Raw genomic sequence first — 13962 nt, 5'->3', positions numbered from 1 at the left:
TTCGGACAAGCGTCAACGAATGTATCGATCCAAGTGGGAAGCGGCGGCGGCGGTGGCGGCGGGGGAACCGATAGCGCGGCATTCGTCACCCAGAGCGTTGCCACGACGATGACCGCCGGGCAATCGGTGAGCGTCTCGGTGACCATGCAGAATAACGGCACGACGACCTGGGACACCACCAACTACAAACTGGGTTCGCAAAATCCGGCGGACAACACCACCTGGGGATTGAATCGCGTCAATCTCCCGGCGGCGGTCGCTCCGGGCGGCTCGGTGACTTTTAGTTTCAACGTCACTGCTCCGGCAACTGCGGGCACTTACAATTTCCAATGGCAGATGTACAAACAAGGTGTCGGTTTCTTCGGAGCGGTGTCGACCAACGTTGCGGTCACCGTTTCATCGGGTGGCGGTGGCGGCGGTGGCGGCGGTACAGACAATGCAGCATTTGTTTCACAAAGCGTAGTCAGTTCAATGACCGCCGGGCAATCGGTGAGCGTTTCGGTGACCATGCAGAATAACGGCACGACGACCTGGGACACCACCAACTACAAACTGGGTTCGCAAAATCCGGCGGACAACACCACCTGGGGATTGAATCGCGTCAATCTCCCGGCGGCGGTCGCTCCGGGCGGCTCGGTGACTTTTAGTTTCAACGTCACTGCTCCGGCAACTGCGGGCACTTACAATTTCCAATGGAAAATGTATAAGCAGAGCACGGGTTTCTTTGGCGCAAGCAGCACCAACGTTGCCGTCACGGTTGCCAGTAGCGGAGGTGGCGCGAATCCTCCATCAATAACCACGACTGCATTGTCCAATGGGATAAAGGGTGTAGCCTACAGCTATACCGTGAAAGCAACTGGCGGAGTTTCGCCTTACACTTGGACAATGACCGGCGCGCCTGCCGGATTAACCATAGGTTCATCCACAGGAAAAATGTCAGGAACGCCAACGGTGAAGGGAACGTTCTCCGTGACCTTTACGGTTCGCGGCGCGAATGGTTCGTCTTCAAGCAAAGTCCTCAATTTGACGATTCTGTGATAACCATCAAACCGCATCACCGACTTCTTTTATTTGAAGGAAGCCGGTGATGCGGTTCACTTCTGCATCTGATTTCCGAACTTCACTCCTTGCCGAACAACACAACGCTTTTCTTGCACAAAATCAGCAAACCGCTTAGCTGACCAATACCTTTTCATACCTATAGCGGTTTGCAAAACGATTTACTGAGGTTGAATAAGCGGTCTTTGACCGCGACTGCCCAATGATGCGGTCAAAGACCGCTCTCTCAACAGAGACTGCGTAAACGCTTTTGCAAACTGCTATATCGCCTTTCGAGTGCAGCAGTAAAGAATGCAACTGTACCTCTCAGTCCGGCGTTAGCAATTGACACAGCCGAACCCATGAATACAAAATTTTCTTTAGCGTAATTCAAGGAGGAAAGTATGTATAAAATTTCAGCCAGACAACTTATTTTACTGGCGATTATTCCGGCAATTATTGCAGGCGTATTGGTCGCTTGCGCACAACGATTATTCAATAAAACGACGCCTTCGGAAGGGAGTCTTGAACCGACGGTCATCGCCGATCCGTCGGTAGTTACCGATGAACAAAATAATATCGAAGTCTATCGCGCCGTCAGTCCCGGCGTCGTCTTTATCACCAACACCAGTTATGTCGAAACCTGGTATGGCATCTACCCGCAGGAAGGCAGCGGTTCGGGTTCAATCATTGATGACCAGGGACGGATTCTCACGAATTATCACGTCGTGCAAAACAGCAGCCAGTTGGAAGTGCAAATCAACAATGATAAATACCCGGCGCGGTTGATTGGTTCGGATCGCGATAACGATTTGGCGATTATTCAAGTTGAAGCGCCGCGCGATAAATTAACCGTGGTAAAACTCGGTTCCTCAAAAGATTTGCAGGTCGGACAAAAGGTGCTGGCAATCGGTAATCCTTTCGGGTTGCAGAGAACTTTAACCACAGGCGTCATCAGCGGCCTCGAACGTCCGCTTCGCGATTCGGCTGCCAAGCGCACCATTCAAGGCGCGATTCAAACCGATGCCTCAATCAATCCGGGTAATTCCGGTGGACCCCTCCTGAATGCGCGCGGCGAACTCATCGGCATCAACACGGCGATTTATAGTCCGAACGGCGGCGGTTCCGTCGGCATTGGCTTTGCCGTGCCGGTCGATACGGCAAAGAAAATCATTCCCGAACTGATTGCCAAAGGGCATGTCTCGCGTCCCTGGCTTGGCGTTGACCAGTCTCCGATTAATCGCGGGTTGGCTCGCCGCTTAGGACTTTCGACCAGCACGGGGCTTATGGTGACCGCCGTTTATCGCGGCACCGGCGCAGCGCAGGCAGGGCTTCGCGCCGCTGTTATCGAAGAGACCTTCTTTAATACTTATCTGAGACAGGTGGGCGATATTATTTTGTCGGTTGATGGCAAACCTGTAGCCAACAACGAAGACGTAGAGAACGCGATTAAGGATAAAAAGCCCGGGCAGACGGTTGAACTCGAAGTGTTGCGACAAAATAATCGCGGCACGGTTTCCATAAAGCTCAGCGAAAGACCGCCGGATGCGCGATAATTTTCGTTTTCAGGTTTTAATTGATAAAGTAACCGCTGTCGGCGAAAACCGATTCACGTCCAGTTAAATTTAAAGCGCGTTGCGTTGTCGCGCATAGGCGGACATAATCAAACCGACGATCAAATCATCGCTGCGTTTAAGAAAAGGAGAATGAATTTATGAGCAATCCGCTGGTCGAATTAAACAATCTGGGGCAATCCATCTGGTATGACAATATCGAAAGAAAACTGCTGATTTCGGGCGAATTTGAACGCATGATTCGCGAAGACGATTTGCGCGGCATGACATCGAATCCGGCGATTTTTGAAAAAGCCATCAGCAGTTCCGATGATTACAACGAACAATTGAAAGAGCTTGTCGCTGAAAGAAAAAGCGCTATGGAAATTTATGAGGCGCTCGCCATTCGCGATATTCAAACCGCCGCCGACATCCTAAAACCGGTCTATGAAAAGACCAACAAGCTGGACGGTTATGTGAGCCTCGAATGTTCGCCGCTGCTGGCTCACGATACGCAAGCGACCATTGAAGAGGCGCGACGCTTGTGGAAAGCGGTTGACCGCCCAAACATTATGATTAAAATTCCCGGCACCCAGGCGGGGCTTCCGGCAATCGAAGCGTGTCTGTACGAAGGCATCAATATCAACATCACCTTGCTGTTTTCGCTTGCAGCCTATCAGGGGACGATGGATGCCTATATCAACGGGCTGACGCGGCGCATGAATGAAGGCAAACCGGTTGATGGCATCGCTTCGGTTGCCAGTTTCTTCGTGAGTCGCATTGATAGCGCGGTGGATAAAAAACTCGCGGCATTGATTGAACAGGCGGATAGCGAAGAAAAGAAAGCCGAACTCAAATCCATCGAGGGGCGCGTCGCCATTGCCAATGCCAAGATGGCGTATCAACTTTACAAAGAAAATTTCCATAGCGACCGTTTTGCGGCATTGAAAGCCAAAGGCGCAATGGTGCAAAGACCTTTGTGGGCTTCGACTTCAACGAAAAACCCCGCCTACCCGGATGTTTATTATGTTGAAACGCTCATCGGCACGGAAACCGTCAATACGATTCCGGCGGCAACCTACAAAGCTTTCAAAGACCACGGCAAACCGCGTATTTCTATTGAAGACAACCTCGACGATGAACGCAATGTTTTGGCGAAACTCGAAAAAGCCGGTATCAGCCTCAGTGCAGTGACCCAACAGGTTTTAGACGAAGGTGTATCATTGTTCATTCAACCGTTTGAAAAACTGCTTGCTTCCATTCAAGCGAAAAGCGATGAACTGGCTAAAGGGCAGGGCGCGGCTTCGGATTAAAATCGCAGCCGACCACGACGAGTGTCAATATGAAGCCCGGTGCATCACAGGATGAACTATCTCGCGCCAAACGAAGGTCGGGTGTTGTGCCGGGCTGGGAAATTTTTACCCTGCCGCTTCTACTGGTAATTCTTTTCTCAAATTCCAGCTTATCAATACAGGCTCAGACCTCTGCTGTCACCGCAAGCGGACAACTTGTATTAGTCGGCGGGACAATCTATACAAACCCCACTGACCCTCCCATTCATAATGGTGTGATAGTTATACGCGATGGCAAGATTGCGGCGGTCGGTCGCCGCAATGCCGTGACCATTCCCAGAGGCGTTCCTACCTTAAACTGTTCAGGTCTTACCATCACTGCCGGATTCTGGAATAGCCATGTACATTTCTTTGAAAGAAAATGGACAGATGCCGGCAATATTCCTGCTGCGGAACTCACCGGTCAAATTCAAACCATGCTCACGCGCTATGGTTTCACCAGCGTTTTCGATTTAGGTTCGCCTCTGGAAAACACTCGTCGGATTCGTGACCGCATCGAATCCGGTGAGGTCAAAGGACCAAGAATTCGCGCTACCGGTGAAGCCTTAGTGGGTAAGAGTAGTAGCTTACCGTCAGAAACGATTTTAAGGATTCTCGGTGTAATGACGCCAACCGTGGCTGAAGCGACAAATGCGACTGAAGCTCAGGCGGTTTGCAATAAACTTTTCGAGCGAGACCGGGATGGATTGAAAATATTTGCGACCGATACGAGTCCGCCGTTTTCGGTTTTGCCGGTCGAGGTCATTCGCGTTGCTGTCGAGGAAGCACATCGCCGGCATAAACCGGTCTTTGTACACCCGACCAATCGCGATGGCATACTTGCCGCAGCCCGAGGCGGAGTTGATTTCATCGCCCACACCACCCCGCCATCCGGTGTCTGGGATAAAGAAGTTCTGGACACCCTGCGAGATGCCCAAGTCGCGCTCATCCCGACTTTGAAAATCTGGATTTATCATCTGCGCCATGACCGCGCATCACTTACCAAGGCGCGCGCTGAGGTCATTACCGGACAGTTACGCGATTGGCTTGCTGTGGGCGGCGCGGTTTTATTTGGCACAGATGTCGGCGGGATGGATGATTATGACCCTACCGATGAATATGTTCTGATGAGCCAGGCAGGAATGAGCTTTCGCCAAATCCTCGCATCAATGACAACTGTGCCTGCTGCAAAATTCGGCGAGTCAGCAAGGCTTGGACGCATTGCTCCCGGTTGGATTGCGGATATTGTCGTTTTGAACCACGACCCATCGCGCGATGTGCGGGCTTTTGCTGATGTGCGTTATACCATCAGAGACGGCAAACTGATTTATCAAGCAGCCCTAAAGTATTAACTTCGTCAAAAGATTCGCTACCAACAAAAAGTGAAGCTTGCACAGTGATGAAGCAATCGTGAGCTTCGCTTTTGTTTTTTTGTGCGAGGTGCTATCTTGCATTTTTTTAAATTGCCGAGTGGAGAATAGAAAATCAATGTCCACATTTACCAGAGACATCAAAGTTGAAATGGAATGGGTTGATGATAGCAATTTTGAAATCATCGGTTCGCTCAATGACACGGTGCATTCTGTCCATGCGCGTTTGCTTGTGAGTTATCCGGGCTATGTCATTCAACAGGCAGAAGGCGGCATCGAACGCATGCCCTATCCGGGATTTTGCCAGGGCGCTTATGCGGTGCTGCCGCGACTGGTTGGCGCAAAAATCGGACGCGGCTTTCGCAAATTTCTTTCTGATGTTTTGGGCAGTTCCGACAGTTGCAATCATTTGCATACCTTGGTTAATGATATGGCGACCTGTGCTTTTCAGATGAACTATTACGCCAATCGCCGCAAAGCCGAAAATGAAAATATCGATTGGGAAGAGTTGATGAAAAGCGACGCCAAACGCCGCATGGTCGTACTCAATTGGATGCCGCAACTGCGCAATACCTGTTACATCTTCAGCGACGCCGCGGACAAAGTATTTGAAGAGGCGATGGAAAAAGAGGAGTGTGCGAATTCATAATTTCGATTTAACCACGGAACATACGAAAAAGGTTTACGGAACAACCGGAAAGTTTTTCAGTGTGGCGAAGAGTTTTACGAACAATTGAAGCAGACGCATTGAATAACAATCAGACGGTTTTCCGTTTGTTCCGCGAAGCTTTCCGTCTGTTCCGTAGTTTGGAAAGCCTTGAAAGCCACAACATTTTGAGCAAGCTGTCACCTTAAACTTTGAGGAGCGCGCAATGGGAAAATATTTTGAAGACTTTGAAGTCGGACAGGAAGCCATCACCGCAGGGCGCACGATAACTGAAACCGATATTGTGAATTTCGCCAGTCTGACAGGCGACTGGAACGAAATTCACACCAACGCCGAGTTCGCCGCCAAAGGCATGTTCAAACAACGCATCGCTCACGGCGCATTGGTCTTTTCCATCGCCACAGGTTTATCGGTGCGACTCGGACAAACTGCCGATACGGTGCTGGCGTTTTACGGGTTGGATCGTTTACGCTTCGTCAAACCGACGTTTATCGGCGATACGATTTACGTCAAACAGAAAGTCGAAGCCAAAAGCGAACGCGATGAAAACAGCGGCATCATCACCATGCTTAACGAAGTCATCAACCAACGCGGCGAAGTTGCGGTCAGTTACACCGCCAAAGTGTTAATCAAACGCCGCAAATAATTTCGATAGTTTTGACAAACAAAATCCTCAAATAATGATTGCTGCAAATTTAAAAGCGATAATTTGCAGCTCAATTTTTTAGATTTTGGTGACAGATACTTGTTAGACGCCTAAAGTGCGACCGTACTCTAATACAGCTATGTCAGAGAATGATCCATATTGGAAGCTTAAACCTTCGCCTCTAACACCAGCAGATGAAATCTGCTATTGCGAGGAGGCATATCCGATCATTCTATGTTATGCAATTTCTGAGAATCCCATTCGCTGTGCGATCTGCAATCAAGAGGTTCAACCGGAAAGGCTTCAGCTAACACCAAGTGTAGTTGATGAGATCGCTTCTTGGCGTCAGTTCTATAGTTGTTTTTACAACCTGTGGCTTGATTCGGGAGAGTTTGAAGATTGGGCACGGTCGCAGCTTTCCGATCCACATAGCCCAGTGAATGAACGTGGTTACAAACTATGTGAGAAGCTACAATCAATCCGGCATTGTTATTACTGGTGGTTTCAAGATACAGGTGAAGAGAAGTTTGAAGCACTGAGCAATTGTCCAAGATGCAACAGGCGATTGGTCGAAGAGGTAAATAGATCGGTTTGTGACCAATGTAGAATTATTGTAGCCAACTAAGTTTGACGAAGGGACGGCATCCAACAAACGATTCGACTGAAGTGGGCGAAGCGGAATCCCAAGATTCTTTGGTTGTCGTTTGCATACCCGTTCGCCTGTTGCGTTCGGCTGATAACAAGGGAGTGAAATATGCACACTGAACTGAACAGATTAGAAGAACAATTAGCGAAAACGCTTGAAGGTGAGGCGTGGCACGGCCCGTCGGTTCTCGAAATTCTTGAAGGCGTTACTGCCGAGCATGCCGCCGCACACCCGATTGCCGGGGCGCATAGTATCTGGGAGTTGGTTCTGCATCTGTGCAGCGATTACCATCTGGTTTTGCGGCGACTCAAGGGCGATGGCAGGCAAATGACAGCGGCTGAAGGCTGGCCCGCCGTTCCAGCGCCAACGGCTGAAAACTGGCATGAGTCTGTCAGCCTGTTGAAACAACTGAACAATGAATTTCGGCAGGCAATAAAAAGTTTTCCTGTCGAGCGTCTGGATGAGCCTTTGGTTCGTGAGGTTTCTTACACCGCTTACACGCAGTTCATTGGCGTCACACAGCACCATCTCTATCATGCCGGCCAGATGGCGCTCATCAAAAAATTGTTGGCGTCAAACCGAGAGTAGACGCGCGACGAGATGAGTGGCGTCTCCCAGTGAGGTTAGTCAGGAAAGCCATCCAAGCTGAGTTTTGCCTGATTAATCGAAGGGTTATACTGTCGCTCGATTACGACAAGTGTTAAGCAGCGTTGCTTGTTCTTTGACCGCGAATGTTTTAAGAAGAGCGCGAAAAGACCAGCTTTAAATTTTCAAGCCCGCGTGGACTCGTCGCCGTAACCGATACGGTTAAGGTTTTGCCGTCGCTTGATAGTTCGCGCCGTTCAATGGTTTCAACCTGAATGCTTTCATTACCCATTGAAACCGTAGCATAGGAATGGGTCACCAACTTCGCGCCTTCCCATTTGGTTTTCGATTTCGCCGATGAACTACTGAGCAATCCGGGATTGGTTTCGCCGCGACCGTCTGTGTAATAGGTCAAACTTTGCGAACGCGATTCGCCATTCAAACTTCCCGAACGTGTCATCCTCACGGTCGGTTCTTTGTGCGAAATACGCAAGGTGATTTTGGCGTTCGCGGCATCTTTCGCGAATCTGCCGAAATTGCTTCGCGATTTATCCAACACCCACGTCCCGCTCATATTCGCTTTGCTTTGCGCGAGGCTCGTAGATTGAGTTGTAAAATGAGAAAGATAAAAAATAAGTAATAAACAAATTATTGCTAATCGGGTTCGTCTCATGTGATTTATAATTGCCAATGTGTTAAGAAGCAGTCAAGCACGAAATATTTTGAATATTTCAATTGCATATCATCATGTCGCAAAATTTCGATACAGGGGAAAAGACCGATGCAAGAAGCCCTTCTCATTAAAGGAAGATTAACCAGTCCGACTACCGTTGAACTGGAAGAACCGGTTTTGGAAACGACAAACGATGTGGAAGTTGTTCTGCGATTGGTTCGCAAAAGCCGCATTTGCCATAACCAGCCGGTATTTGAATTTCTGCAACAACTCCCTGAAGGCAAGCGCACTAAAGAAGAAATTGACGCGCAAATCCGCGAAGAGCGTGATGCCTGGGATAATGGACAATGAAACTTTACCTGGATGCCAATTCCATTATCTATGCGATTGAAAGCGTCTCACCCTTTCGAGATGAGGTAATCAATAAAATTAAACTGTTTGAATCGCAGGGCGGAACCGTTATCACTTCCATTCTTTCTAAACTTGAATGTCGAGTAAAACCTTTACGCGATGGAGAGAGCAATTTACTTGCAAAATTTGACGCCTTTTTTACGCAAACGTCGGTGAAGGTTGTTGAAATTGATGAAGCAATCATTGATAAAGCAACAGAACTTCGCGCTACTTATGGCTTCAAAACTCCCGATGCCATCCATTTGGCAACTGCTATTAAAGAAAATTCGGATTTGTTTTTAACCGGCGATGCTTCGCTGTCTCGCTGTGTTGAGGCTAAAGTAGAAATACTTTAACTGAAGTCAACAAATCATGGTCTTCATAAATCAATCACCGGTTGCTGCAAGCGCGGTTTCTGCGCGGTTGTAACTGAGCGTCACCACAGGTTTCATCCATTCCAGTTGCGATTGAGCATTCTCCGGCACATTGCGCGGGTCGCACACTCCGCAACGAATGCAGACATCAATCGCCGGACAGGGCTTGGTAATCTTTTCGCCCATCGCGCGAGTGTACTCTTTTTTCATGAACTCGGTCGTCAGCCCTATATCAACGACGTCCCACGGCAATGGCTCATCAAGCGACCGGCGACGCAAAGCGAAATCCATCCAGCCGCGCATCGCCTGTCGCCAGTTACTGGTGCGGTCAACCTCTAAAATAAATTCCGATACGCGGCGGTCGCCCAGGCTGAGCAAGGCTTGCAGTTGAGCGATGCGCGAAGACATGGCGCGCACTTCAACATTGGGAACCGGCTTTAAGGCGCGGGTGATGAATTTAATTTTGCGGTCGAGTTCTTTTTCCGATTCAATCGGTTCCCACTGAAAAGGCGTCTGCGGTTTCGGCACAAAGGCATTGAGCGAGACAATCACTGAACCGACGCGCCCGCGCGGACGGGCGATTTCAATCATGCGTTCGCGTATGCGCTTTGTAAGTTCGACAATTGCTTCAAGGTCTTCGTCGGTTTCGGTCGGCAATCCAATCATCATATACAGTTTCAGATTGAAGATGCCGCGCGTGAGAATCATCTCGGCAATTTCAACAATCTGGTCGTTGGTCAAATCTTTGTTGATGACGCGACGCAAGCGGTCAGAACCGGTTTCCGGCGCGATGGCGATTTGCTGGTCGTTGCGCCGCACCAGAGCGTCCAAAAGTTCAGGAGAAATCTGGTCTAATCTGAGTGACGAAACCGAAACCTGGTAATCGAGCTTTTCCAGTCCGTCGAGCAGTTCGTGAATCTCAGGATGGTCGCATACAGCCGTTGCAACCAGACCGATTTTATCGGTGTGCTGGCGCATTTCGGCGGCGCGTTCGAGAAGTTTTTCCGCAGAAAAGACCCGCGGCGCAAGGTATGAATAACCTGCCCAGCAAAAGCGGCAGCCCATCGAACAACCCCGCGAAATTTCCATCAGGTATCGCCCGCTCATCTCCGTGTTAGCGGTGAGAATTTCGCTTGCCGGAATAAACGCATCATCAAATTTGCCGAAGCCTTCCTGTTTGCGCATCGGGTTGCGCATGGTAAACACGCGACGCGGCGCGCCGTTCGTCGGTTGAATGAATCCCATCGAACCGTCTTCGTGATAATGCACATCATAAAATTTCGGCACGTAAAATCCGGGTTCCTGCGCAAGCTTCACTAGCAATTCTTCGCGCGATGCGGTTTCGTTCATCGCGTTAATCAAAGCCGGAACCAGAACTTCGCCTTCGCCGACGCAAACCACATCGACAAAATCGGCGACCGGTTCGGGATTCAAAAAAGCCGCCGCCCCACCCATCACGACCAGCGGATGATAGTCGTTGCGCTCTGCGGATTTAACTGGGAGTTTTGCGAGCCGCAACAGTTTCGGAATGTTTAAATAGTCGGTTTCAAATGACACGGAAATCGCCAGCACATCAAAATCACCAACCGGGGTTTCCGACTCAAGCGTCAGTAGCGGCGCGCGTGTGCGCTCGAACTCTTTTTCAATATCGGCATCGGGAACAAAGGTACGTTCGCAATTGATTTCATCGTAAGCATTGAAGAGTTGATAGACCGCCTGGAAACCGAGGTTCGACATGCCGATGTAATAGGTATTCGGATAGGCAAGCGCAATATCCAGTCCGCGCCCACGCGGTTTGTGATAGACCCGTCCGGTTTCCTGCTCACGGATTTTTTTATAACGTCCTTTTATTTTCTGCATCCGAGTAATACTTCAACACAAAAATAACAAACTACACAACGAATTTTTCGTGTGCCTAGTATTTTGCGAATCAAAATGATCAATGAAAAATTTCCAATAAATCGTTCATCGATTCGGCAATAAAATCCGGCGCTTCGCGTTCGAGTTCACGGCGCGGCATCGGTCCCCAGGCGGCAGCAATGGTTTTCACCCCGGCAGTGCGACCGGCAATCATATCGTGAAACGAATCGCCGACATAAACTGCATGCCGGGCTTCGGTTTTAAATTTTTCAAGCGCCAACAGAATCGGTTCCGGTCTGGGTTTGTGAATGGTGGTGTCTTCGAGAAAAACCGCTTCTTCAATAAATTCATTGATGCTGCATAACTGCAAACCGCGTCTGGCGAGTTCCCGTCCTTTGGAAGTCACGACGCCAAGGCGATAACCGCGCGCCCGTAGCGTTGAAACCACTTCTCGCGTATGGGCAAACGGTCGCGCAATCGTATCGTGATTATGGAAATTAAAATGACGATAAGTTGCAAGCAGGCTTTCGACGGTGCCATTTTCGTCCTGGAAATTCGTGCTGGCGATGGCTTCGGTTTCCGCCGGATATTCGATTAAGAGTTTTCGCATGGCTTCACGCAAAGGAATGCCAAAGGTGCTCAGTAAAGCGTCACGCGAATGTTGATAGCCGCAAACGCTTTGCCAGGTGTGTGCGAAGCTTTGCAGAATCAATTCCGTCGTATCTATCAACGTTCCGTCCAGGTCGAATAGAATGGTGCGGGTATCTTGAAAGTCGTGTGGGTGTTGCATCAATTTATCCTTTTAATGAAACCAGGATTATATTTCAGGAAAATTTAACCGGCAATCATGCAAATTTTCTTTGTTTAGGGCTTTGGAGATTGAAAAACTCCTTGTTAGAATGTGCGCCTTTATTGTTCTTTCAGAAATGAGGTAAGCGGGGGAAATCATCTCCCACTCTCTTCCGAATGCGTGTCCATGTAGCAACCTCTCTCTACTGCTAAATCGCTAAACTCTCTGCTGTTTTGGACGAAGCAAGCCAGAATGTATTCGAGCACTCACTCATTGTAATATCTGGAAAGTGAGGGGGATTGGTGTTTTACCTTATTGAAGCAAGTCGCAATTTCTTTGCTTGCCGCGAAAGTTCTATAGATAGAAAAGGATTAAAAGGAAATGGATTCGATAAGGCCTCGCAATTTTAACGAATATCTGGATGCTTTCCGTCGTCATAAAATGGCGATTCTGGTGCCGGCAATCGTCGTCATGATTGCTTCGGCAATCGCCATCAAACGGATGCCGAATATTTTTGAATCCTCGACTTTTATTGTCATCGAATCGCCGAAAAGCGAAAGCGCGGCGGGCGATACCTCGCTGGATTTATCCCAACGGTTGACCACCATTAAACAGCAGGTGACGAGCCGTTCGAGTATCGAAGCGGTCATTAATAAATTCGGGCTTTATAAAAACGAATTGCAAAAAGGCGCGCGTTTAGATGATGTCATTGCCGATGTGCGCGATCAGGTTTCGGTTGAAGTTCCGCCCAATCCTGAAAATGTCACCAAAGCGTTTTCTATTTCTTTCCGCGACCAGAATCCGGAAGTCGCGCAACAGGTCACGGCTGAACTCGCCGATCAACTCATTCGCAATAATGTCGAAGCCATACAGAAAAATGTTTCCGGCGAAGCGCAAATTTTAAATCAACGCGCCGAAGAGCTTTCCGCTCAACTGCACGAATTGGAAGTGAGCCACCCGTGGTTGCTCACCCTGCGTAAAGATATGCCGATCATTCCGATGTTCGGCAGTGGCGGCAGCAGTAATGCGGCGTCGGTTGCCAAAGCCAATGCCGATGCGGCGCGCGCGCACAACATGAGCGTTGAAAGCCTCAAAGACCAGCAGGAAAAACTCGAAAAACAACTTGCTGAAGTTGAAAAAAGCATTGCGGAATTGAAACCCATCGTTGAGCAACAAAAGAAAATTTCACCGATGCCCGGCAATGCCGCTTACGGGGCATTGATTGCCAAGCGCGCCGAACTCGTCGGGCAACGCGACGATATGCTGAAAAATCAGGGCTACACCGAAAAGCACCCCAAGGTTTTAAATGTCAATGAACAGATTGCCGCGCTCGACCGGCAGATTGAGGATTTAAAAAGACAAGCCGGTGGGGTAACAAGCCAGACCGCCGAAGCCCTGCAATTGCGCCAGCTTGAAACGCAACGCACTCAATTGAAAATTGACTTGGAAATCACCCACAAAGCGGTTGCCCGGCAGATGGCAAATCCGCCGCAACCGATGGCGGTGACGACGGCTGGCGGAAATCCGGGAATGACTGAAACTCCTGCAACCAAAGACGCGGGTTCGGCGCGCATCGCTCAGGATTATCTCGGCATGAAGACCGATTACGAACAGGTGATGGCGAAAAAACAGGACGTCGAATTGAAAGAGAAAACGGTCGGCAGTTCCAAAGTTGAACAGTACCGCGTCATTGACCAGGCAAGCGTGCCGCAATTACCGGTTGCGCCGAACCGCAAGGTGATGATGTTGATTGCCGCTATCCTGGGATTGGCTGTGGGAGCCGTTTTCGCCGGCGTGCTCGAATTTCGCCGCTTCGCATCTTTGCAAGACAGCAAAGACGTTGAATATTACACCAAGCTACCGATGCTGGCGGCGATTCCCAAAACCCTGACCGCCGAAGACCAGAAGCGCGAAGCTCGACAACGACAGCGAAAAATATTTCTGGGAACGGTTGCCGCAGTTTTAGCGGTTTTTGTTTTAACCGGCGTGTTTATGTTTACGAACTTTTTCTCATTGCTCATTAGGAAATAAGAAAATTG

The 13962-nt window shown here is 49.3% G+C and carries 13 protein-coding genes and 1 pseudogene; 11 read left to right on the top strand and 3 right to left on the bottom strand.

The genetic code is table 11. The annotated features are described in order from the left end of the window. The 8 genes and pseudogenes from AB1757_08575 to AB1757_08540 all read left to right on the top strand — a co-directional run. On the top strand, positions 1 to 1038 hold a 1038-nt coding region (locus tag AB1757_08575; protein MEW6127079.1), incomplete at its 5' end, for an NBR1-Ig-like domain-containing protein. A 404-nt stretch (positions 1039 to 1442) separates the two neighbouring features. Beyond that, positions 1443 to 2594: a trypsin-like peptidase domain-containing protein gene (locus AB1757_08570; protein ID MEW6127078.1), complete on the top strand. Its 1152-nt coding sequence runs from the start codon at positions 1443 to 1445 to the stop codon at positions 2592 to 2594. Positions 2595 to 2752: 158 nt separating this feature from the next. Beyond that, complete coding sequence (gene tal, locus AB1757_08565; protein ID MEW6127077.1) at positions 2753 to 3904, top strand: transaldolase; 1152 nt, start codon at positions 2753 to 2755, stop codon at positions 3902 to 3904. Positions 3905 to 3933: 29 nt separating this feature from the next. Continuing rightward, on the top strand, positions 3934 to 5274 hold the full coding sequence (locus AB1757_08560; GenBank protein ID MEW6127076.1) for an amidohydrolase family protein: 1341 nt from the start codon (positions 3934 to 3936) through the stop codon (positions 5272 to 5274). A gap of 136 nt (positions 5275 to 5410) precedes the next feature. After that, positions 5411 to 5941 carry a DUF2889 domain-containing protein gene (locus AB1757_08555; protein MEW6127075.1) on the top strand — a complete coding sequence of 177 codons (531 nt, stop codon included), beginning with the start codon at positions 5411 to 5413 and terminating at the stop codon, positions 5939 to 5941. Positions 5942 to 6161: 220 nt separating this feature from the next. Then, positions 6162 to 6605, top strand: a pseudogene (locus tag AB1757_08550) (MaoC/PaaZ C-terminal domain-containing protein). 139 nt (positions 6606 to 6744) lie between these two features. Continuing rightward, complete coding sequence (locus tag AB1757_08545; protein ID MEW6127074.1) at positions 6745 to 7230, top strand: DUF2310 family Zn-ribbon-containing protein; 486 nt, start codon at positions 6745 to 6747, stop codon at positions 7228 to 7230. 129 nt (positions 7231 to 7359) lie between these two features. Beyond that, on the top strand, positions 7360 to 7839 hold the full coding sequence (locus tag AB1757_08540) for a DinB family protein (protein MEW6127073.1): 480 nt from the start codon (positions 7360 to 7362) through the stop codon (positions 7837 to 7839). Between the two features lie 148 nt (positions 7840 to 7987). Here the strand turns inward: AB1757_08540 and AB1757_08535 are convergent, their stop codons facing one another. Continuing rightward, positions 7988 to 8410, bottom strand: a complete 423-nt coding sequence (locus AB1757_08535; protein ID MEW6127072.1) for a hypothetical protein — start codon at positions 8408 to 8410, stop codon at positions 7988 to 7990. Positions 8411 to 8617: 207 nt separating this feature from the next. On the opposite strand from AB1757_08535, the gene AB1757_08530 reads away from it, so the two are divergent. Then, positions 8618 to 8860, top strand: a complete 243-nt coding sequence (locus tag AB1757_08530; protein MEW6127071.1) for a hypothetical protein — start codon at positions 8618 to 8620, stop codon at positions 8858 to 8860. Further along, positions 8857 to 9255 (top strand): type II toxin-antitoxin system VapC family toxin, encoded by a 399-nt coding sequence (locus AB1757_08525; protein ID MEW6127070.1) that lies wholly within the window; start codon positions 8857 to 8859, stop codon positions 9253 to 9255. Before AB1757_08530 ends, AB1757_08525 begins: the two co-directional genes overlap by 4 nt. Positions 9256 to 9285: 30 nt before the next feature. On the opposite strand, the gene AB1757_08520 is transcribed toward AB1757_08525, so the two are convergent. Both AB1757_08520 and AB1757_08515 read right to left on the bottom strand, forming a co-directional pair. Continuing rightward, positions 9286 to 11133: a radical SAM protein gene (locus tag AB1757_08520; GenBank protein MEW6127069.1), complete on the bottom strand. Its 1848-nt coding sequence runs from the start codon at positions 11131 to 11133 to the stop codon at positions 9286 to 9288. Between the two features lie 79 nt (positions 11134 to 11212). Continuing rightward, positions 11213 to 11923 carry an HAD-IA family hydrolase gene (locus AB1757_08515; GenBank protein MEW6127068.1) on the bottom strand — a complete coding sequence of 237 codons (711 nt, stop codon included), beginning with the start codon at positions 11921 to 11923 and terminating at the stop codon, positions 11213 to 11215. Between the two features lie 381 nt (positions 11924 to 12304). Here AB1757_08515 and AB1757_08510 point away from each other — a divergent pair, with 381 nt between their 5' ends. Further along, on the top strand, positions 12305 to 13954 hold the full coding sequence (locus tag AB1757_08510; GenBank protein ID MEW6127067.1) for a GNVR domain-containing protein: 1650 nt from the start codon (positions 12305 to 12307) through the stop codon (positions 13952 to 13954). The last annotated feature ends 8 nt before the right edge of the window (positions 13955 to 13962 follow it).

The organism is Acidobacteriota bacterium (assembly GCA_040754075.1).
GTDB lineage: Bacteria > Acidobacteriota > Blastocatellia > UBA7656 > UBA7656 > JBFMDH01.
The sequence above is the reverse complement of the archived record's forward strand: the minus strand, read 5'-3'. Positions and strand labels throughout refer to the sequence as shown.